Below are 19,607 nucleotides of genomic sequence, written 5' to 3'. Positions count from 1 at the left end.
TCTTTTTTAATTTTTCTGCTGATTCAGGTCATAAAGCAGATTCATAGCCCGGAGTACGTCCTGTTCTGAAAAGTCACGGGCTTTCCTTAAGATCAGTTTAGAGCTTTTGACGCCGATGTCCTGGACCAGCTGTGTAAGTTCTTCGTCAAAAGGAGATTCATCTTCATCGTGGAATTCCATCAGTTCGGAGGCGGGAATATCCAGAACCGTCGAGATCTTTAAGACGGTATCAAGTTCTGGTGTGCGCTCATTAGATTCATAACTTTCCAATGTGTGGACGCCCATCCGGGCTTTGAGAGCCAGTTCCTCTTTCGTGAATTTCTTCATTTCCCGGTACTTTCGGATATTGTTTCCTACGGACATACGCTGAATCCTCCTTTATTCTTTTTTCTAGTATATCACGATGCGAACAAATGATGTCTGAACGATTCGTGAACATAGACGGGATATTGCTTATTTCGCGCCTTTGTGGTAAAATCATTTATTGCGTGAAAAGAAGCGAATATTTAATGAATCAGGAGTTGTATAGCATGTCAGAGAAGTTCCAAGAAGGTCAAGTATTAGAAGGTAAAGTCACAGGCATTCAGCCTTACGGCGCGTTTGTAGCATTGGATGAGCAGGTTCAAGGTCTTGTACACATTTCCGAGGTTACTCACGGTTATGTAAAAGATATTAATGAACACCTTTCTGAAGGAGATGAAGTTCAGGTTAAAATTCTGAACATCGATGAGAAGAGCAACAAGTATTCTCTATCCATCCGTGCGACTCAGGAAGCACCTAAACAGCAGGAGCGTCGTCCACGTAAACAGGCGGCTCCAAAACAGCAGGAAGAAGCTGCAGGCTTCAACACGCTGAAAGACAAGCTTGAAGACTGGATCAAACAGTCTGATGACCGCGAAAAATTCCGCAAATAAGGAATGAAGAAGAGACCAGGGCCTGCCCTGGTCTCTTTTTTTATTCGTGTTCAACAGCTGTGTCGGCCGGTACATCACTGTTTTGTGCTGCGGGGATGAAATAAAGGGAAATCGCAATAAGTCCGCTGATCCCTACAGCCGTATAGATGATACGCGCAAGGAATGCACGCTGCTCACCACCGCCAAACAGCCCGGCAACAAGATCATACTGGAAAAGTCCGATAAGTCCCCAGTTGATGGCGCCAATGATGATCAGCAGGAGAGCCGTCCGTTGTATCCAGCTCATATTCAGACCTCCTTTTCTTCTCTTGTATTTAGTATGGATCTCGAAGCCGATGTTCATTCCAGACAGCATTTCTTTTGAGATTCTTCAAATTATCGGGGATAATAGGAAAGCACGTTAAGAAAAGAAAGGAGCTTCCAATCCATGGATACATTTACATTTCATAACCCAACCAAACTGATCTTTGGTAAAGATCAAATTGAACAACTGCCCGGCCAGCTGCCGGAAGGGGCGAAAAAAGTCCTTGTTGTATACGGCGGAGGCAGTATTAAGAAAAACGGCGTTTATGACCAGGTCATGGACCAGCTGAAAAAAGCTGAGGTTGAAGTTCTTGAGCTTTCCGGAGTTGAACCAAACCCTAAATTGACAACGGTCGAAAAAGGGGTGGAGATTTCCAAACAGGAAAATGTTGATTTTCTTCTTGCTGTCGGTGGCGGTAGTGTCATTGATGCTACGAAAACCATCGCTGCAGGTGCTAAATATGAGGGTGCCCCTTGGGATCTCGTAACCCGTCAGGCGACACCTGAAGATGCTCTTCCATTCGGTACAGTGCTGACGCTTGCAGCGACAGGCTCTGAAATGAATGCGGGCGCTGTTATTACCAATTGGGAAACGAATGAGAAATACGGATGGGGTGCGGCTCCATTGACCAACCCGGCCTTCTCTATTCTTGATCCGGCCTACACTGCAACGGTTCCTGAAGATCAGACAGTATATGGCATTGTCGATATGATGACACACCTATTCGAACAGTATTTCCACAATCCGACACAGTCTCCTGTGCAGGATGAGATGATTGAAGGTGTCCTCCGCTCTGTCATTGAAACAGCTCCGAAGCTGCTTCAAGACCTTGAATCCCTGGAGCATCGTGAAACGATCCTTTATGCAGGTACGCTTGCATTGAACGGGATGATGCAGATGGGTTACCGCGGAGACTGGGCAAGCCATAACATCGAGCACGCGGTTTCAGCGGTTTATGACATTCCGCATGCCGGTGGACTGGCGATTCTATTCCCGAACTGGATGAAGCATAACCTTGAGGTTAATGTTTCCCGCTTTGCCCGTCTTGGTGAAAAAGTGTTTGGTGTAGAAACTGAAGGGAAATCAGAGCGTGAAGTGGCTGAAGAAGGTATCCAGGAACTTCGTAAATTCTGGACATCCCTTGGTGCACCCCAAACGCTTGCTGACTATGACATCGGCGATGATAAGTTTGACGTAATCGTTGACCGTGCGATGAAACGCGGACCATTCGGTAACTTTAACAAGCTGCACGAAGAAGACGTTCAAGAAATCCTGGAAATGTCTAAATAAGGTTTATCGAAAAAGGCGCGGGGATCCGTGCCTTTTTCTTTTACAAAACATTTTCCCGATGTATCCGTTTACAAGTGGAGCTTTGCTTGATTTGCTATGGAGGTTTCGATAAAGTGAAATTGGTCAGGTATAAAATTGACGATTTGGAGGGTATGACATGACACATATTCGTTTTGATTATGAAAAAGCGCTGCCATTCTTTGGCGAACATGAATTGGAATATATGCAGGGTGCTGTATCAACAGCCCACAAAGCGCTCCATGAAAAGACAGGAGCAGGTAACGACTTTCTAGGGTGGGTCGATCTTCCCGAGGACTATGATAAGGAAGAATTCGCCCGCATTAAAAAATCCGCAGAAAAAATTAAATCCGACTCGGACGTCCTTCTTGTCATCGGTATCGGCGGTTCATACTTAGGGGCAAGAGCAGCCTTGGAAATGCTCAACCACAGTTTCTACAACACGCTGGCGAAGGAAGACCGTGACACACCACAGGTCTTCTTCGTAGGAAACAGCATCAGCGCTCCATACATGAATGAGCTGTTTGATGTCCTTAAAAATAAAGATGTTTCCATTAACGTCATTTCTAAAAGCGGAACGACGACAGAGCCGGCGATTGCATTCCGTGTCTTCCGAAAGTTCCTGGAGGACAAATATGGGCAGGAAGAAGCGCAGAAACGTATTTATGCTACGACGGATGCCAACAAAGGTGCATTGAAGACACTTGCTGATGAGCAGGGATACGAATCCTTTGTGGTCCCTGATGATGTGGGCGGTCGTTATTCTGTCCTTACTGCTGTTGGACTGCTTCCAATTGCAGCGAGCGGCATTGATATTGATGCCATGATGGAAGGGGCGCAGAAGGCCCGCCAGGAGCTGAGTGCCGAAAAGCTTTCTGAAAACCCGGCCTATCAATATGCAGCGGTTCGTAACGTTCTTTACAACAAAGGCAAAACGATTGAAATGCTGATCAACTATGAGCCATCCCTTCAGTACTTCTCTGAATGGTGGAAGCAGTTGTTTGGCGAAAGTGAAGGAAAAGACCAGAAGGGGATCTTCCCGGCTTCTGCCAACTTCTCTACAGATCTTCACTCTCTTGGACAATATGTTCAGGAAGGGCGCAGAGACTTGTTTGAGACGGTTCTTCACGTGGAAACGCCAAGCTCTGACATGACCATTGAAGAAGATGATCAGAACCTTGACGGGTTGAACTACCTGGCTGGAAGCACTGTGGACAAGGTCAACGAAAAAGCATACCTTGGTACAATGCTGGCGCATACAGATGGGGATGTTCCGAACTTGATTGTTCACCTTCCGAAGCGTGACGCCTACACGTTTGGTTATCTTGTATACTTCTTCGAGAAAGCCTGTGCCATCAGTGGCTATCTTCTCGGGGTCAACCCGTTTGATCAGCCTGGAGTGGAAGCGTATAAGAAGAATATGTTCGCCCTTCTTGGCAAGCCTGGATTTGAAGAAGAAAAAGAAAAACTCGAAAAACGCCTGTAAAGCGCAAAAGCGTGGCTCATCCATGAATTGGATGAGCCGCGCTTTTTTTATTGGGGCATAGTAAAACATAAAGGAGGAATGACAATGATACCTTTAACCTCTTCATTGACGGGACAGGTCTTTTCTTTTCAGGATGCAGAAGCAGCTTTGAAAACGATCGGATTTAAACTGGCGGACAACTGGGATTATGAACACGGCTATTTTGATTATAAAATTGATGACCGCGTTGGCTATCAATTTATCCGCCTGCCTTTTGTAGTGACGTCCGGATCCCTTGATGCCCCATCAGATTACGCCATGATTGAGATGACGGAGCCGTTTCTGCTTTCTCATAAATACAATCCCGGTCTTGATGACAATGTCAAAGAAGGGAACATCCGGGCCATTTTTGACCAGTTCCAAGAGCCTGTGGATAAAGATGCCTCTTTTCCGGAAGAACACATCCAATCAGGTCAAGAGCTCCTTCAGGCGGCAGAAGAAGTGCTACTTCCTCAGAGGTGAGAACAATATGAGCTCATCTCCCTTTTCCAATTCGATGTTTTCGTCAAGGTGAAAGGACAGCTCTCCATTTTTTCGGATGCCGATAATCTGGCATCCTTTTTTTAAGAAAAATTCATAAGCCGTTAAGATCGGGTGACCTGCGAGTGTTTCGGTAACTTTCTCTTCGTGAAACTGACGCTCGGTCAACAGGGAAAGGAGGAGCTCGAATGGTTTGACAGGATCATTGCGGTAAAGCTCCTGGTAAAACAGGCTGCTCATAAAGTCATTGGAACGGATGATTGTACTGGCGCCGGCACGCTGCGCATTAATTTTCTGGCGGTCTGTCAGCACCTCCGCGATAATGAACAATTCCGGGTGATGCCCTTTCAAGGCAACAATCTGATGGATCACAGCCTGGTCCGACTGCTGTTCCTCCATGGATGGATCTGCCGTGATGATTGCCATCCGGGCTTCTTTAATATTGGCATGCTCCAGCGTGTCTTCATTTGTCGCACTGCCGCTGATAAAGTGGACGCTTGGCAAGCGCTGATAAAACTGGTTCATGGTCTGATCAATCATCACGATCCGTTCGTGAAGGTTCTGATCCTGCAGCATATCAATTAAGTGGCGGGTCCGCTCATTCCAGCCGATCAGGACAATGTGATTGGCTCCCTTATACGGAACACGACCTTCGGACAAACTGGTTTCATGCTCCACCGTAGAAGCTGATAACGTGGCCATATAAAAGGTGACGAGCCCTCCTCCCGAGAGAATTAATAGAATAGCCACAGCTTTCCCCGCAGGACTTAAAGGCACATAGTCCCCGTATCCCACAGTGGCACCTGTTACGAAAGCCCACCATAATCCGTCAAAAAAGGTAGGGAAATTCTCAGGTTCGATGATATGGATAATGATGCCGAATAAGGTCATCGTGAAGAATACCGTACTTAAAAGGCGGACAAATAAAGGCAGTTGAAAGTAAAGGCGGATGAGGTGCTGCATAACCCGGCCCCCTTTTTTACCTACAGTATGGCTTGAATCCAGGCAAAACAAACGTAAAAAGAACCTGCTTCATGGAGAAAGCAGGTTTTGGTGTGTCAGGATTGAAGGGTCTGTTTCATATCTTCATAGACGTACTGCCATAGATCCTGGTTATCACGGAAGGCTTTTGTAACGAAAAGCAGGACTTCCCTGCGCTTTTCTTCGTAATCCGGTGCTTCTTTATCTGGGAGGTTTGTAAGAGAGTCGGTTACGTACTGTTCCAGTTCCGGTGCCCGAGGCCCCCAGACAGCGGCTTCTTTCCCTTCTGGATCGATCAGAATGATTTTTGGAATGGAACGGGAGGTGCCATTTGTTAAATAGCGGTCCATCAGCTCCGGGTTATCATCCCGGAGGAAAAAGCGCGTATCGATCTGTCCGGCTTCTGAAATCCTGAGGAAAATAGGCAGGTTCAGCATTGCATCGCCGCACCAGTCTTCGGTCAGCACCAAAGCTCTCCACTGTTTGTTCTGTACGTTTTCAAAAAGAGGTACATCCTCCACTTGTGTAGAGAAGTGTTCATATATGTACAAAAAATCATTTTGATGGGACTGCATCTGATCCACATATTCCTGAGGCTGCATTCCTTCGTAAAACTGCTGGTTCAAGTCCATAAGAAATTCTCCTTTCTAATGCCTACCTATTCCTTTTCCCTAAAAAGAACAGAAGTATGCATCCATATGAAGTCCGTCTGTTTTTTTGTTAAGATAATTACGAAGGAGGGTGTTTACCTGTGGAAAAAGAACGTCTGGACTTTCTAATGGAATTGTTAAATACCCCGTCTCCGTCGAGTATGGAGATGGAAATACAAAAACGCTGGATCGAAGAAATGCGTCCTTACGCAGATGAGATTCAGACCGATCATGCCGGCAATGCGATTGCTGTGCTCAACCCGGAAGCGGATTTCAAAATCATGCTGGCGGGTCATTGTGATGAAATTGCTCTTGTCGTCAATCGGATCGATGAGAACGGGTATGTGTATGTCGATAAGATGGGGGGCATTAACCCTAAAGCGGCCGTAGGGATGAAAGTGAGCATTCAAGGTCACGGCGGGACACTAACCGGCGTCATTGGTGTCAATGCCCAGCACCACGGTGGACTGAAGGGAGACTTCGGACTTGAAGAACTGTTTATCGACTGCGGAGCCAAATCCAAGGAGGAAGTCGAAAAGTTCGTACAGATTGGCGATCTGGCCGTTTATAAAAGGGAGCCGGAAGTGCTGATGGACCGATACATAGCCGGCCGTGGTCTTGATAACCGGACCGGTCAGTTCGTTGTCGGGGAAGTGCTGCGCCGCTTATCTGAGAAAAAATTGAATGTCGGTGTGTATGCAGCGAGCACGGTGAATGAAGAAACGAATATGGGCGGTGCCTATTTTGCAGCAGCAGGCATAGAACCTACGATGGCCATTGCCTGTGACGTGACGTTCGCTACGGATTATCCGGGTGTAGACAAACGGAAACACGGGGACGTCCGTCTTGAGAAGGGTCCGGTACTTGCCAAAGGGGCTCCGATAAACCGCAAAATTAATCAACTGCTGGAAAAGACAGCCTCCTCTCTCGATATGGATGTTCAATATGAACTGACTCCCAGAGCGACAGGTACGGATGCTGATAAGATGCGGTTGACAGGGAAAGGTGTGCCGGTCAGTCTTGTCTCGCTGCCGCTTCGGTATATGCATTCCCCTGTAGAAACAGCGAGCATTCAGGATATGGAAGAGGAAATCACCCTTCTTGTCGAAATGATCGCCGGCATGACTGGAAAAGAAAGTCTAAATCCACTGGATGATTAAAATGACTGAGGATATGCTGTTCCTTCAATAAGTCAGAGGTTTCCCGAACGGCGTATCGGTGGATGCTTATCGTGGGCACGGCCTCAGCTGTTCCTGGAGGCGTCACCACCGAGCACTCCTCGTGAAATCACCTGAGGTGAAAGGGAATAGAGTGGGATGATAGACGCTTGATAATCTTCTTTTTGTTCAAACCATCATGTCCAGGGCTCGTATATTCCTTCAGCTGTTGAGATTCATTTTCAACAGCTGAACTTATGATTACATGAAAAACACATGCTCTCGCAAAGTCCGGTATCATCAACCATCTGTGTGTAAAATCGTTTTATACCAGCCACTCCCTCAACGTTCTATAGTATTTTGTTTATTTTCATGCATATTTGGGGACACTAGCCGATATAATCTTCTATAGTGTTAAGGAGTGATCGGCATGGACCGTGAAGCACTGCATCAGCAGATTGTAATGTTGAAAGGAAGAATCAATGCCGGCCAGGTTCACGTTCAGGGGTATGATGACTACATTATGCTTCAGTTAGGAAAAGTGAAAGACAGTGAAGACGGCCTCGTAGACGTCTCAACGGTTTCTGCAACACTGAGGCTTCTGCTGGACGCGACGGATAAAGTGGATGGTCCTGCTCATTAGGAGCGGGATTTTTTATGTATTTTTTTACATAATTACGGCTCATTTTCAAGACTGTTCAGGAACCGCCTCTGTTATACTTAAATCAAGACGATTGGATTTAAAACTTTGCAATTTCTGGAGGCGGAGAAATTTGGATTGGGATGTCGTAGAAAAAGAAACGACCCATGTCGAATTGTTTAAAGCGGTTGAGGATCATCTGGCCCTCATATTTTTTGGGAAGGACCGCAGGGTATCCTATGCGAACGATATTTTTGCACAGACGATGAACTATCGGAAGAGCCAGGATTTGATTGGCAGGCATCACAAGGAATTCTGCTTCAGTGATTTCACGCAAAGCAACGCGTATGAACAATTCTGGCGTGCGTTGTGGAATGGGAAAAGCTTTCAGGATAAGATTAAGCGCAAAGATGCTTCAGGTCATGAAGTGTGGCTGGAAGCTACTTACATGCCTGTATATAAGAACGGAAGCATTATCGGGATAATGAAGGTGGCTTCTGACATCACACCGAGGCAGAATGAATTGACCGGAACGGTGGAAGAGCTTCAGAATGTATCCTTGAACTTGAACAACCGAGCTGAGGAAGGGATGGAGGAGCATAAGGCTTTGAACAGTCAGATTGCTCTCATTAATGAGACTTCCAAAGAGAACACGAAAACACTGGCAGGTTTGAAAATACAGGCGCAGAATATCCAGGGGGTTGTGAAAACCATTAAGGAAATCGCCTCCCAGACGAATCTTTTGTCATTAAATGCTGCTATAGAAGCCGCAAGGGCAGGGGAGCACGGTCGAGGATTTGATGTGGTTGCTAAGGAAGTCCGGAAGCTCTCCAACAAAGTGGAGCATTCCATTGGGGAAGTCCGGGAAAATGTGGACAAGATTACGGAAGAAATCACCCGTATCAATCAGGGGACCGAGATGATTCAAAAGGAACTGGTGGAAGCACTGCATAACCTCGAAGGTGCATCCCGTGGCTATCAGCAGGTAGTCGAAGCAGGAGAAGCGGTTAACAAAGAAGCGCAGTCCTTGAAGGAATTGATATAAAACTGGAATGGAAAAAAAGAGAGCCTGCCATGTGGCGGGCTCTCTTTTGCATTATAGAAGACCTCCGTCATCAGGAGCTGGGAAAGTGAAAGATGGGGCGTCTGTATCTTGTTTGCAGCGGTCAGGATTCAAATCACAGACATTTCCGTGTGCGTCGCGAATGACCGGACGAGTAACCGTGATTGTTGTTTTAAGAATGATTTTCACAATAATTCCTTCTACTAGAGTGAGGCCGGCAGCTCCTACAACAGGAACGCCTTCCTGGGTGAAAATCCCCTCAATTTCCAGTGGTGTTTCCGTCAGGTTATCTTCTGGACAGGCGCCTGGAAAGTCAGTGTGGGCTTGGAATGGGATCGAAGTATTGACAACCCCTGTAGTCAAAGTACCCCCATCAGGAAGGAATGTGACGGTAACGGTCGCTGGAATCAGACCGATGTTGACAACTTTGTTTCTGATGATACGGGCGTTCATCGTAATGTTTTCCAAATTAGGGACGACTTCTATAGATACAAGGCTGCCAATGGTTACACCTGCAGCTGCAAATACACTGAGCGGCAGGGTAGCTTCAGCAACTTTCTGTACCTGCTTGGTTCCGACCAAAGCATTTTCTACGAAGCAGTCACTGTTCAATTTGGCGGGCTTAAGTTCAGGCTTTTTGAAGTTACACTTACATCCGGACGGACAATAATGTTTTTTCTCGCATTTCTCTTTCTTCTTAGGAAACTTCATCGGCAGTTTCCCCGGCACGGAAATTTTCCTGCAGTGCGCCATATTTTTTCCACCTTTATCAATGAATTTGTGTTGTACATAGGTATACTATTCCTGAAGGGATAGACGGTGTAGGCCAGTGTGATAGATTTATTGGAATAGGCTGTAAGATTCGGTTAAATACCGCTGAAAGACCTGCCTGATCATGGACGTGTCTGCAGCACACCGGATTCCTGATCGGGGAATTAGCATAAGAAGGACCGGTGTTTAATGGAAAAGAAAGAGAGCTTATCACCCGATAAGCTCTCTTTCTTTTCCATTAAAGGATTCCGTCGTCTTCCGGGCCGGGGAATGTAAAGGATGGAGCGTCAGTGTCCTGCTTGCAGCGGTCGGGGTTCAAATCACAAACGGTTCCGTGCGCGTCACGAATGACAGGTCTCGTAACCGTGATTGTGGTTTGAAGGATGATTTTCACAATGATCCCGTCTACCAGCCCTAACCCAGCTAAATCGACAATGGGAACTCCCTCCTGCGTAAAGATCCCTTCGACTTCCAGCGGTGTTTCAGTCAACGTATCTTCCGGACACGCCCCAGGGAAATCCGTATGGGCTTGGAACGGGATGGAAGTATTTAAGACACCCGTTGCCAAAGCTCCATCGCCATCAAGGAAATTGACAGTCACTGCAGCCGGAATTAAGCCAATATTGACGACTTTGTTTTTAATGATACGCGCGTTCATTGTAATATTCTCCAAGTCAGGGACAACTTCTACAGATACCAGACTGCCAAATGTAATTCCATCAGCTGGAAATAGACTGAGCGGCAGGGTGGATTCAGCAACTTTCTGTACCTGCTTGGTTCCAACCAAAGCATTTTCTACGAAGCAGTCACTGTTCAATTTGGCGGGCTTACGTTCAGGCTTTTTAAAATGACACTTACATCCGGACGTACAATCATGATGTTTCTCACACTTCCATTTTTTCTTAGGAAACTTCATTGGCAGTTTCCTGGGGACGGAAATTTTCCTGCAATTCGCCATGGTTTTCCACCTTTATCCATATTATTGTGTTGTACATTGGTATCGTATTCATCCTTAGGTAGACGGTGTAGGCCAATGTGGTAGATTTAACAGAACAACCTTTTGATGAAAACAGAGGGTGGAACCAGCCGTCAGAACTTCCTGATATCACCAAGATTATATTGATTTCATCTTCGAGTCAGCGTGAGTAAATCAACGCCTGGCTCGTTTTCTACGTAATATCCATCGGTGTGAAGGTGTTTGAAAAATGAGCACCGCAATAGGTGTTCTCACTTGTAGACGAAGAGCTTTGGATTGAATTCTTTGACTCCATCTGTCATAGATTGTTTCCTTTATAATTACATGGCTATAAGTATCTGTAGTTATACGCGAACCCGAATTACAGCCTGTTCTTGGGTGTTTTTTTAAGCTTTCTTCTTATTGGAGAAGATATGTGATCATTGTATGTTTGAGGTCCTGAACTTTAACTTCATATGGCGTATAAGGAATACCTGCGCCAGCGTGGACAAGAAATGTGCTTTTTTATCCTTACCAATTTCTTTTACCATTACCTGTAAAAAACACTTCATCCTTGTACCATTTAGGCAAGGAAATTCTCTATTAAATATAGGAATAAAAAAAGTGAACCCAATGGATTCACTTTAGAAAATTCATCGCCTTATAGGGTTTTCGAGTGTTCTTACTTCTTCTTCGATGGAAGAATATTGTGTTTGCAACACAGATATCGCATCGTTCACCGCATTATTGTAGAAGTGGGAGGCTAGTGAATCTTTGAAGAAATCAAGGATGCTCTCTGCAGCAAAGTCTGACAGTTCTTCATCTCTTTCTTTTAGGAAGAACTGTTCGATTTCTTCAATCATCATTTGTCTCTGTTCTTTCGTAAGATTATGTTTCATATGATCACTCCTTTATAAACAACAGGAGTATTATATAACGCTGATAAAATGCATTGAAGACTTTCATTTTATTAATATCTGTGTCCAACGATTATTCGATATTTTAGAGAGTTCAAACAAAGAAGAGAGCGTTCATAAGAATTGATCGTTATTTGCAGATTCTCATAAATTTGTTAATCAATAGATCAAGTTCTTGAGATTTAGTAACACATTTAGAGTAATTCTTTTCGACAAGGTAGGCATCGTGCATTTCTTCGCGTTTGAGGTCAATTTGATGTTTTAAGTTTTCGCATATATCCATGATACAGCCTCCTTTAAGGTTGGACTGAATGATTATACCAAAACCTACAAAGGAAAACCTTGCCAAAATGTGCTCGGAAACTAACATTATAATGAAATGAGAGAGAAGACCTAGCGCTGATCTGGGATAACTTGAATGTCCATCAATCCGCACTTAGGACATTGTATCCAGAGGATGGTTACATAGGTATCTTCCAACGGCCTAACGATCAATTGGGTTATCACTGACTTTTTATAATGGCAGCTTGTACATCTTCTCAGCATGCATTGTCCTACTTGGTGCTCTGTCACAGTTTACCTCCATTGAAATGCATATGTTTTAGAGGTATAGAGTAACCTGAGAACAAGTATATAAGCAAGAAGAAAATAAGAAGTTAAAAAGTACTTACCACAGAAGGCGGGCATTGTCATGTATGGAAGGTAAGTCAACAATACTATTTGTGGGGAATTCAAAAGATTAAAATTTATGGTCTATACACAAAGAGGGAACTTCTTATAAGTTTTTGTTGGGTATTATAGCAAGATTGAATCATGTAACAATAAGTTCCATGTAATAATCTGCAATATACAAAATGGGAAGCTCAATGATACTGATCTTTTGCAGTGGAAGTATGTTTAATTTGAAAATACATAGGTTATTGTAAAAAATGTAAAATCAATATTAATAGGAGGTCGTTACTTGTGTCTCATGAACAGTATCAGTCGGTAATACAATCCCTACATGAATGTATGGAAGCTTGTAATCATTGTTATGACTCTTGCTTAAAAGAAGAAGATGTGAAAATGATGGCTGAATGTATTCGATTAGATCGAGAGTGTGCAGATATGTGTTCCTATCTTGAACAATCATTAGTAAGAAACACACCTTTTGCTGCTGAACTTGCTAATGTCTGTGCAAAAATTTGTGAGGCCTGTGGTAACGAATGTCAAAAACATAATCATGAGCATTGCCAAAAATGTGCGGAAGCGTGTTTCAAATGCGCAGATGCATGTAAGAGTATCGCTTAACCCTATTCAACGAATAATATAAGAAAGGCCGGCTTAAATCCGGCCTTTTATTTTTTGAGTTTATTTATACCCCTACTAGGTAATGGTATTGAATATAAATGCAAAATAGAATGGAGGGTTTTCTTTGAAAATGAGTTCTACCCATGACACACACGAGGATCATAGCCATAGCCATGAAGGTCATGAGCATCATAGTCACGCAGGACACGATCATGGATCAATGGTTGAAGAATTTAAGAAGAGGTTTTTTGTGTCTTTAATCGTAACTTTGCCTATTCTTATCTTGTCACCAATGATTCAGAACTTTATAGGTTTAGACATTTCTTTTCAATATGACCAGTATGTATTATTTGGTTTAGCAACGTTCGTATTTTTCTACGGTGGTTGGCCATTTCTTACGGGAGCTATTGGTGAATTAAAACAGAAAAACCCCGGGATGATGACTCTTATAGGGCTGGCTGTAGTTGTTGCTTATGTGTATAGTTCCCTTGTTGTTTTCGGATGGGCAGGTAGAAATTTCTTTTGGGAATTAGCAACATTAATAGACATTATGCTGCTGGGACACTGGATTGAAATGAAATCAGTGATGGGGGCTTCCAATGCTCTTCAAGAATTAGTCAAATTAATGCCTAATGAAGCGCATCGTTTAAAAGAAAATGGGGAAACAGAGGATGTCCCATTAAATGAGCTGCACTCAGAAGATTTAGTGGTTGTAAAACCGGGGGGAAAAATCCCTGTTGACGGTCTTATTACTGATGGGAAGTCGGCTATTGATGAATCCATGCTTACTGGAGAGTCTGTACCTGTAGAAAAAGAAACAGATGATGAAGTGATTGGGGGATCAATGAATAAAGAAGGCAGTCTTACAGTTCAAGTGAAGAAAACGGGGGACGATACGTATTTGTCTCAAGTAATTAAATTAGTTCAGGAAGCCCAAAATTCAAAATCCCGCGCTCAAGATTTCGCTAACAGGGCAGCTAAATGGCTTTTTTACTTAGCCCTTGGTGCAGGAATTACAACCTTTATTATATGGATGGCGTTAGGGTATTCTTTTGATATAGCCTTGGAACGTATGGTTACCGTTATGGTCATTACCTGCCCGCATGCTCTGGGTCTTGCTGCTCCCCTCGTGGTGGCGGTTTCTACTTCGTTATCTGCTAAGCAAGGGCTGTTAATAAGAAATAGGACGCAGTTCGAAAATGCTAGAAATATAGATGCGGTTATTTTTGATAAGACAGGTACGTTAACCAAAGGTGAATTTGGTGTCACGGATATTATTCCAAATGAACTAGAGGAAAATGTTGTGTTGTACTGGGCTGCAAGTGTTGAGCAAAATTCTGAACACCCACTAGCTAGAGGGATTTTAGAGAAAGCCAGGGAACAAAAGATATCACTTGGAAAAGTTGAAGGCTTTGAGTCTATTACGGGGAAAGGCCTAAAAGGGTTGGTTGATGAAAAAGAAGTGAAAGTTATGAGTCCTGGTTATATGGAGGACGAAGGCTATTCCTATGACAAAGATTCTTTTAATGGCTTATCAGGACAAGGGAAGACAGTGGTATTCGTTTTACTTGACGATCAATTTATAGGAATGATAGCCCTCGCTGATATGGTACGAGATTCGGCTAAAGAAGCTATAGCAGAGCTTAAGGCAAACCAAATTCATTCAGTTATGCTTACTGGCGATAACCGGAAAGTCGCAGACTGGGTAGCTGCCCAACTGGGCATTGACGAAGTTTACGCTGAGGTATTACCTGACCATAAGGCCGATAAAGTAAAGGAAGTACAGTCACAGGGAAAAAAAGTGGCGATGACCGGGGATGGAATCAACGATGCACCTGCTTTAGCAACTGCAGATGTAGGTATAGCTATAGGAAGTGGAACAGATGTCGCAGTTGAAACAGCAGACATTGTATTAGTAAAAAGCAATCCAAAGGATATTGTCTCCATTATACGTTTATCGAAAAACACGTATAAAAAGATGGTCCAGAACCTTTGGTGGGCTGCAGGATATAACATCTTTGCCATTCCTTTAGCTGCCGGCATACTGGCGCCTTTGGGCTTTTTACTTAGTCCAGCTGTAGGAGCAGTCTTAATGAGCTTAAGTACAGTTGTGGTGGCTGTTAATGCAAAATTATTAAAGACAGAGTGAAAATTAATAATATAATCAAATAGCAGTATATGTTTACTGATATTATGGTGTGACACCTAAATATGATTAATGAAAAAGGAGAGGATTATGAGTCATGAAAAAATATAATGTGAGTGCATTGCTTCTATTATTGTTACTAACGCTAGCAGCTTGTTCTATGGGAAATGAAGATAGTAGTAATAATGAGTCTGACCAAAATGAAAACAATAATGAGGAAATGTCATCTGAAGATCATAGTGGTGAAAAGAAAGAGACCCATGATAACATGAATCATTCTGGATCAAGTGAAATTCCGGAAGGCTTAGAAGAAGAGGAAAATCCAATGTTTAAGGTTGGAAGTCAGGCTCTTATTCAAGCCGACCACATGAAAGGTATGGATGGAGCAGAAGCTACTATTACAGGAGCGTTTGATACTGTAGCTTATATAGTTTCGTATGATCCAACAAATGGAGGAGAGAGAGTAGAAAACCATAAATGGGTCATTCATGAAGAAATTGCAGGAGCAACTGAAGAGGAGCTTCCAAAGGGAAAAGAAGTAACTCTTGAAGCTTCTCATATGGAAGGTATGAATGGAGCAGAAGCTGTTATAGAATCAGGTGAGAAAACAACTGTTTATATGGTTGACTATACACCGACAGATGGAGGCGAAAAAGTTACAAATCATAAATGGCTTACAGAGAGTGAATTGAAAAGTAAATAAGTCAAAGGAAAACCAGAAGCTGATTTGTAATAAAGTGACCTCTAAAGAAGATGAGGTCACTTTTTATTTACAACGCTGAATGTGCGGCAACGGCCTTTTTATGCAGAAAAATAGGTGGACCTTTGATTTCAGTGTTTGTTTACTGGTTGAATCCTGCTGGAAACCCTTTGATCGATAACTTGGCCCTTATTGCTATCGGCTTTTTAATCTATGGCCCAGTTATGTTGATTGGCTTACAGGCTTTGGACTTCGCACCTTACTAAACCAAAACGAATCGAAGGTCAAATCTTTCTAGGTTGTTGACGAAACTCGTCAACAGCCGTCCTTTTTAATCCTAAAAGAACCAAAAATGGTCAGTCGCAAAACTTTAAACTTGCGATATCATAAGGTTTTATATAAAATGAAGTTACAAAATTATATTGATTCCATCTTCGGGGCAGGGTGAAATTCCCGACCGACGGTAAGAAGGCATAGTGACCTTTAAGTCCGTGACCCGTGCAGTTCTTCTGCATGGCTGACCTGGTGAGAGTCCGGGACCGACAGTTACAGTCTGGATGGGAGAAGATGTCGAGCGGAACAGGCAGCGCATGCTAGATATGCTGCCTCTATTTAGCCGTGGACCAAGACCATCCCTAAGCCCAATGCTTCAGGGGTTTTTTTATTGGTCAGGCTCAGCCGCTCACCTTCATCTGGGATGTGAATCAATGTGTAAAGATGAAGGGGGAGATCGATGATGAACCGTTATCCGGCTCAGTCATCAAGAAAATTATTTACACTGATTACGATTGCTTTGTTTGGGACCATTTCCATGGTCCTGATGCTGCTGAACTTTCCGCTGCCGCTGCTTCCGCAGTACTTGAAAGTGGATTTCAGTGATGTACCTGCATTGCTTGCAGGCATCATGTTTACACCCGCAGCAGGCATCCTTGTTGAAGCGTTAAAAAATGGTCTTTATTTTATATATACCGGTGCAGGAGACCCTGTAGGCGTAGTTGCAAATTTTGCAGCAGGTCTCTTGTTTATCCTTCCGGTAACGATGATCTATCACAAATTCAAGAGTGTTAAATCGCTTGTATCAGGACTTGTGACGAGTTCTTTGATTATGGCGTTCGGTATGGGTGTGCTCAATTACTTCGTTATTCTACCAGCCTACAGCTGGTTCATGGGATGGGAAACGATGAGTGCCCAGGTGAAGTGGATTACGGTAGTGGCGGGGATTCTTCCTTTCAACGCTCTTAAAGGAATTATAGTAAGTGCGTTGTTCACGCTGCTCTTTGTACGTATGAAGCCTTGGATTGAACAGAAAAGTCCACGTTCCTCATCTGCGGCGTAAAGGGAAAGCCGGCGAGTTAATAACTCGCCGGTTCTTTTTATATTGAAAAGGAAAATGACATAGAGGAAAGAATGTCCTTCACTTATAGAAAAACATAGGGTTTTTTTCAAGATGCTGGCTGGGATGTCAGGGTCTTTATCTATGAGCTGGAAAGCCAGTGCGTTCTCCCATGTGTAAAACCATCGTAAAAGGAGAAAGTAAATATGCTCTTACTATTTGGAAAGAGGTGTTCATGGATGAAAAAAATCATGGGAGCTGCTTTGCTGGTGATGGTTACCTTAAGTGGCTGTGGAATGAACGGGAACGAGGATGGGCCGGAGGATATGAATTATGAGCCTGCCCGTTATGAACGTACAGATAGGAATGAAATGCCGGAGGAACAGCGTTTCCGCAACAATCGGGAGCACCAGGACATCGATGAAATGAGACGGGATTATGAAAGGGATGTACGACAGAGCGGGGAACGGGATACGCCGTTCAATATGGACGAAGAAGAGCCGGATTTAGATGAAGAACCTTCCGAACAGCGTCGGGAGATGGATTGACAAAAGAGGATGCCGTTTTAATGACGGCATCCTTTTTATCAGGCATCCTTTTCTATTTCCCGTTCTTCTTCAACGGTGTAGCGGGCGGTTGGAAGAGCTTCAAGTCTTTCGACAGGGATTGGATCTCCTGATTTTTCACTGACGCCGTAACGGCCTTCCTCGATTCGTTTCAGGGCGTCTTCCGCTTCCATGTGCTTCTCTCTTGCCTGTTCATAAAATGTGTGGCGTTTTTCCCGTTCGTGCTGATCTGTCCCAAGGTTTCCCGGGTGGTCCGCGACGCTGGAAATTTCCCCTGTCCGGTCATTCGGATAAAGCTCCTTGGCATCGTCCTCTTTGTACTTTTCCATTTCCTGTTCAGCTTCTTCTTTCATTTCTATGATCTGCTGTTTAAATTGTTGAATCTGCTTGTCTGATAACATGCTTCATGTCTCCTTCCTTTTTATAAGGATGGCTTACTTTTTTAAAGGAACGACCCCGAGGGTGCATCTGGAAATGCAGAGCAGGGTGCCGGATTCATGTACGATGCGGATTTCCCATACCATCGTTGTTTTACCAATATGGGAAGGGACAGCCGTCGCTGTCACGTACCCTTCTCTCGCGCTCTTCATATGGTTGGCGTTGATTTCAATACCGAAGACCTGCTGCTCTTTGGCATCGATGTTTAAAAATCCGCCGATACTTGCTGCGCTTTCGGCAAGGGCGACGTTCGCACCACCGTGGAGGAATCCCATCGGCTGATGAGTGCGGGCATCCACTGGCATGCGCATTTCCACACGATCCGGTTCTGCTTTCATGACTTCCATCCCCAAGGCTTCCATCAACGTATTCTTCATCATCATTTCATTCATAGTCATCCCATCCTTTATGTAATATTCCCATTGATCCAATGGTCAAACCTATAGAAAAGAAGGATGGCTCTCCATCCTTCTTTCAGACAATTGTGTAATGTGTTTACGTCGTTTCCCTTTTATATCAAAGAGGGAAGTACAGTTGTATAAGCAGCGACAATCCGAGGAGGAATCCATACAGGGTATTCGTCTGCGCTGTTGCTTTCATAGCCGGCATCATTTCCAGGGGTTCTTTTTTTCCTATAAATCCCTGAATGGCCTTTCTGGCTTTTCCTAAACTAATGAGAGTCACCAGGGACCACCATGGCAGCAGGCCGATGATCATAAGGACAGCCGTCCAAAGATAAGCGATGGCAAAGAGAGCTGTCAAAAAGCGGATGGATCCTTTATGGCCGAAGAGGATCGCTAAAGTTTTCCTGCCGTTTTCGGCGTCGTTTTCCCTGTCGCGGATATTGTTGGCTAACAGGATGCAGCCGACGAAGATGGCGACGGGAACAGAAACGATCAGCACATCAGCGGTAAGCGTCATCGTTTGGATGTAGTAGCTGATCGCTATTATGATGGTGCCCATAAAGAAGCCTGCTGTCAGTTCACCGAGCGGTGTATAGGCGATGGGAAACGGTCCACCGGTGTAAAGGTAGCCGAACAACATGGATACAAGTCCGACAGCAGCCACCCACCAGCTGGAGGAGGCGCATATATAGACACCGAGCAGTCCGGCAGCAGCGAAAAAGCTGAGAGCCAGCAGCAATACCATCTGCGGCCGGATCCCGTCACGGACAATGGTACCTCCGATGCCGACGGAGTTCTCATTATCCAGACCCCTCACATAATCGTAGTATTCGTTAAACATGTTCGTAGCCGCTTGAATGAGAATGGAAGCCAGCAGCATGGCTGCAAACAACCAGAAATCAAAGGACTGTTCGATGGCGGCCAGCATCGTCCCTACGAAAACGGGGACAAAAGCAGCCGTCAAAGTGTGGGGGCGGAGCAGTCTCCACCACACCTGAAAACCTTCACGTTCATTCAAGGAAGCTTTTATATTTTGGTTTTGTATGGAACTCATCGATGTTCTCT

22 protein-coding genes, 1 pseudogene and 1 riboswitch are annotated in these 19,607 nt (G+C 44.3%); of the genes and pseudogenes, 13 read left to right on the top strand and 10 right to left on the bottom strand.

Annotation, left to right across the window (positions count from 1 at the left end):
* Positions 1-6: 6 nt before the first annotated feature.
* Positions 7-363, bottom strand: coding sequence for a helix-turn-helix transcriptional regulator (locus QMA39_RS08295; protein ID WP_027956454.1), 357 nt, complete (start codon positions 361-363; stop codon positions 7-9).
* 167 nt (positions 364-530) lie between these two features.
* Here QMA39_RS08295 and yugI point away from each other — a divergent pair, with 167 nt between their 5' ends.
* Positions 531-914, top strand: a complete 384-nt coding sequence (yugI, locus tag QMA39_RS08290; RefSeq protein ID WP_027956455.1) for a S1 domain-containing post-transcriptional regulator GSP13 — start codon at positions 531-533, stop codon at positions 912-914.
* Between the two features lie 40 nt (positions 915-954).
* Here yugI and QMA39_RS08285 read toward each other — a convergent pair whose 3' ends face one another.
* A complete protein-coding gene (locus QMA39_RS08285; RefSeq protein ID WP_027956456.1) occupies positions 955-1,200 on the bottom strand; it encodes a DUF378 domain-containing protein in 246 nt (81 codons plus the stop codon).
* 141 nt (positions 1,201-1,341) lie between these two features.
* Between QMA39_RS08285 and QMA39_RS08280 the strand changes: the two genes are divergently transcribed.
* The 3 genes from QMA39_RS08280 (at position 1,342) to QMA39_RS08270 (ending at position 4,513) form a co-directional block, all read left to right on the top strand.
* Positions 1,342-2,508, top strand: a complete 1,167-nt coding sequence (locus QMA39_RS08280; RefSeq protein ID WP_027956457.1) for an iron-containing alcohol dehydrogenase — start codon at positions 1,342-1,344, stop codon at positions 2,506-2,508.
* 157 nt (positions 2,509-2,665) lie between these two features.
* The gene (locus QMA39_RS08275; protein WP_027956458.1) at positions 2,666-4,012 is read left to right on the top strand and encodes a glucose-6-phosphate isomerase; all 1,347 of its coding nucleotides are present in this window, start codon (positions 2,666-2,668) and stop codon (positions 4,010-4,012) included.
* An 84-nt stretch (positions 4,013-4,096) separates the two neighbouring features.
* Positions 4,097-4,513, top strand: a complete 417-nt coding sequence (locus QMA39_RS08270; RefSeq protein ID WP_027956459.1) for a YugN-like family protein — start codon at positions 4,097-4,099, stop codon at positions 4,511-4,513.
* On the opposite strand, the gene QMA39_RS08265 is transcribed toward QMA39_RS08270, so the two are convergent.
* Positions 4,496-5,494 (bottom strand): potassium channel family protein, encoded by a 999-nt coding sequence (locus tag QMA39_RS08265; RefSeq protein WP_281658403.1) that lies wholly within the window; start codon positions 5,492-5,494, stop codon positions 4,496-4,498. The two genes, QMA39_RS08270 and QMA39_RS08265, sit on opposite strands and share 18 nt — an antisense overlap.
* Positions 5,495-5,589: 95 nt before the next feature.
* The gene (locus tag QMA39_RS08260) at positions 5,590-6,144 is read right to left on the bottom strand and encodes a thioredoxin family protein (RefSeq protein WP_206933610.1); all 555 of its coding nucleotides are present in this window, start codon (positions 6,142-6,144) and stop codon (positions 5,590-5,592) included.
* 119 nt (positions 6,145-6,263) lie between these two features.
* On the opposite strand from QMA39_RS08260, the gene QMA39_RS08255 reads away from it, so the two are divergent.
* The 3 genes from QMA39_RS08255 to QMA39_RS08245 all read left to right on the top strand — a co-directional run bounded on the left by QMA39_RS08255 (position 6,264) and on the right by QMA39_RS08245 (position 9,004).
* Entirely contained in the window at positions 6,264-7,322 is a 1,059-nt protein-coding gene (locus tag QMA39_RS08255) for a M20/M25/M40 family metallo-hydrolase (protein ID WP_281658402.1), read from the top strand.
* Positions 7,323-7,749: 427 nt separating this feature from the next.
* A complete protein-coding gene (locus QMA39_RS08250) occupies positions 7,750-7,962 on the top strand; it encodes a hypothetical protein (protein ID WP_027956463.1) in 213 nt (70 codons plus the stop codon).
* Between the two features lie 130 nt (positions 7,963-8,092).
* The gene (locus QMA39_RS08245; RefSeq protein WP_277988096.1) at positions 8,093-9,004 is read left to right on the top strand and encodes a methyl-accepting chemotaxis protein; all 912 of its coding nucleotides are present in this window, start codon (positions 8,093-8,095) and stop codon (positions 9,002-9,004) included.
* Positions 9,005-9,055: 51 nt separating this feature from the next.
* On the opposite strand, the gene QMA39_RS08240 is transcribed toward QMA39_RS08245, so the two are convergent.
* The 3 genes from QMA39_RS08240 to QMA39_RS08230 all read right to left on the bottom strand — a co-directional run bounded on the left by QMA39_RS08240 (position 9,056) and on the right by QMA39_RS08230 (position 11,647).
* Positions 9,056-9,775: a hypothetical protein gene (locus QMA39_RS08240; RefSeq protein ID WP_206933614.1), complete on the bottom strand. Its 720-nt coding sequence runs from the start codon at positions 9,773-9,775 to the stop codon at positions 9,056-9,058.
* Positions 9,776-10,031: 256 nt separating this feature from the next.
* Positions 10,032-10,709 carry a hypothetical protein gene (locus QMA39_RS08235; protein WP_281658401.1) on the bottom strand — a complete coding sequence of 226 codons (678 nt, stop codon included), beginning with the start codon at positions 10,707-10,709 and terminating at the stop codon, positions 10,032-10,034.
* 692 nt (positions 10,710-11,401) lie between these two features.
* Positions 11,402-11,647: a DUF2164 domain-containing protein gene (locus tag QMA39_RS08230; RefSeq protein WP_206933618.1), complete on the bottom strand. Its 246-nt coding sequence runs from the start codon at positions 11,645-11,647 to the stop codon at positions 11,402-11,404.
* A 981-nt stretch (positions 11,648-12,628) separates the two neighbouring features.
* On the opposite strand from QMA39_RS08230, the gene QMA39_RS08225 reads away from it, so the two are divergent.
* From QMA39_RS08225 to QMA39_RS08200, 6 genes and pseudogenes are all read left to right on the top strand, one after another.
* Positions 12,629-12,955, top strand: a complete 327-nt coding sequence (locus QMA39_RS08225; protein ID WP_206933621.1) for a four-helix bundle copper-binding protein — start codon at positions 12,629-12,631, stop codon at positions 12,953-12,955.
* A 130-nt stretch (positions 12,956-13,085) separates the two neighbouring features.
* Complete coding sequence (locus tag QMA39_RS08220; RefSeq protein WP_281658713.1) at positions 13,086-15,104, top strand: heavy metal translocating P-type ATPase; 2,019 nt, start codon at positions 13,086-13,088, stop codon at positions 15,102-15,104.
* A gap of 94 nt (positions 15,105-15,198) precedes the next feature.
* Positions 15,199-15,804 (top strand): YdhK family protein, encoded by a 606-nt coding sequence (locus tag QMA39_RS08215; protein ID WP_281658400.1) that lies wholly within the window; start codon positions 15,199-15,201, stop codon positions 15,802-15,804.
* 125 nt (positions 15,805-15,929) lie between these two features.
* Positions 15,930-16,061, top strand: a pseudogene (locus tag QMA39_RS08210) (hypothetical protein); the annotation flags it as partial.
* 166 nt (positions 16,062-16,227) lie between these two features.
* A riboswitch (FMN riboswitch) is annotated at positions 16,228-16,374 on the top strand.
* A gap of 160 nt (positions 16,375-16,534) precedes the next feature.
* Entirely contained in the window at positions 16,535-17,137 is a 603-nt protein-coding gene (locus QMA39_RS08205; RefSeq protein WP_027956467.1) for an ECF transporter S component, read from the top strand.
* A gap of 236 nt (positions 17,138-17,373) precedes the next feature.
* Entirely contained in the window at positions 17,374-17,682 is a 309-nt protein-coding gene (locus tag QMA39_RS08200) for a hypothetical protein (RefSeq protein ID WP_281658399.1), read from the top strand.
* A 38-nt stretch (positions 17,683-17,720) separates the two neighbouring features.
* Here the strand turns inward: QMA39_RS08200 and QMA39_RS08195 are convergent, their stop codons facing one another.
* The 3 genes from QMA39_RS08195 to QMA39_RS08185 all read right to left on the bottom strand — a co-directional run bounded on the left by QMA39_RS08195 (position 17,721) and on the right by QMA39_RS08185 (position 19,596).
* Positions 17,721-18,101 carry a hypothetical protein gene (locus QMA39_RS08195; RefSeq protein WP_027956469.1) on the bottom strand — a complete coding sequence of 127 codons (381 nt, stop codon included), beginning with the start codon at positions 18,099-18,101 and terminating at the stop codon, positions 17,721-17,723.
* Positions 18,102-18,134: 33 nt separating this feature from the next.
* Positions 18,135-18,530: a hotdog fold thioesterase gene (locus QMA39_RS08190; RefSeq protein ID WP_156896526.1), complete on the bottom strand. Its 396-nt coding sequence runs from the start codon at positions 18,528-18,530 to the stop codon at positions 18,135-18,137.
* A gap of 124 nt (positions 18,531-18,654) precedes the next feature.
* On the bottom strand, positions 18,655-19,596 hold the full coding sequence (locus QMA39_RS08185; protein ID WP_206933624.1) for a 1,4-dihydroxy-2-naphthoate polyprenyltransferase: 942 nt from the start codon (positions 19,594-19,596) through the stop codon (positions 18,655-18,657).
* Positions 19,597-19,607: the final 11 nt, after the last annotated feature.

Source organism: Halobacillus sp. Cin3 (genome assembly GCF_947311855.1).
GTDB classification, from domain to species: Bacteria; Bacillota; Bacilli; order Bacillales; family Halobacillaceae; genus Halobacillus; species Halobacillus kuroshimensis.
This window is presented reverse-complemented; position numbering and strand designations above follow the sequence as displayed.

Excerpts from the sequence above, each read along its gene's own strand:
- QMA39_RS08295 (WP_027956454.1), bottom strand. The coding sequence starts at position 363 with ATGTCCGTAGGAAACAATATCCGAAAGTACCGGGAAATGAAGAAATTC.
- yugI (WP_027956455.1), top strand. The coding sequence starts at position 531 with ATGTCAGAGAAGTTCCAAGAAGGTCAAGTATTAGAAGGTAAAGTCACA.
- QMA39_RS08285 (WP_027956456.1), bottom strand. The coding sequence starts at position 1,200 with ATGAGCTGGATACAACGGACGGCTCTCCTGCTGATCATCATTGGCGCC.
- QMA39_RS08280 (WP_027956457.1), top strand. The coding sequence starts at position 1,342 with ATGGATACATTTACATTTCATAACCCAACCAAACTGATCTTTGGTAAA.
- QMA39_RS08275 (WP_027956458.1), top strand. The coding sequence starts at position 2,666 with ATGACACATATTCGTTTTGATTATGAAAAAGCGCTGCCATTCTTTGGC.
- QMA39_RS08270 (WP_027956459.1), top strand. The coding sequence starts at position 4,097 with ATGATACCTTTAACCTCTTCATTGACGGGACAGGTCTTTTCTTTTCAG.
- QMA39_RS08265 (WP_281658403.1), bottom strand. The coding sequence starts at position 5,494 with ATGCAGCACCTCATCCGCCTTTACTTTCAACTGCCTTTATTTGTCCGC.
- QMA39_RS08260 (WP_206933610.1), bottom strand. The coding sequence starts at position 6,144 with ATGGACTTGAACCAGCAGTTTTACGAAGGAATGCAGCCTCAGGAATAT.
- QMA39_RS08250 (WP_027956463.1), top strand. The coding sequence starts at position 7,750 with ATGGACCGTGAAGCACTGCATCAGCAGATTGTAATGTTGAAAGGAAGA.
- QMA39_RS08240 (WP_206933614.1), bottom strand. The coding sequence starts at position 9,775 with ATGGCGCACTGCAGGAAAATTTCCGTGCCGGGGAAACTGCCGATGAAG.
- QMA39_RS08235 (WP_281658401.1), bottom strand. The coding sequence starts at position 10,709 with ATGAAGTTTCCTAAGAAAAAATGGAAGTGTGAGAAACATCATGATTGT.
- QMA39_RS08230 (WP_206933618.1), bottom strand. The coding sequence starts at position 11,647 with ATGAAACATAATCTTACGAAAGAACAGAGACAAATGATGATTGAAGAA.
- QMA39_RS08220 (WP_281658713.1), top strand. The coding sequence starts at position 13,086 with ATGAGTTCTACCCATGACACACACGAGGATCATAGCCATAGCCATGAA.
- QMA39_RS08215 (WP_281658400.1), top strand. The coding sequence starts at position 15,199 with ATGAAAAAATATAATGTGAGTGCATTGCTTCTATTATTGTTACTAACG.
- QMA39_RS08205 (WP_027956467.1), top strand. The coding sequence starts at position 16,535 with ATGATGAACCGTTATCCGGCTCAGTCATCAAGAAAATTATTTACACTG.
- QMA39_RS08200 (WP_281658399.1), top strand. The coding sequence starts at position 17,374 with ATGAAAAAAATCATGGGAGCTGCTTTGCTGGTGATGGTTACCTTAAGT.
- QMA39_RS08195 (WP_027956469.1), bottom strand. The coding sequence starts at position 18,101 with ATGTTATCAGACAAGCAGATTCAACAATTTAAACAGCAGATCATAGAA.
- QMA39_RS08190 (WP_156896526.1), bottom strand. The coding sequence starts at position 18,530 with ATGAATGAAATGATGATGAAGAATACGTTGATGGAAGCCTTGGGGATG.
- QMA39_RS08185 (WP_206933624.1), bottom strand. The coding sequence starts at position 19,596 with ATGAGTTCCATACAAAACCAAAATATAAAAGCTTCCTTGAATGAACGT.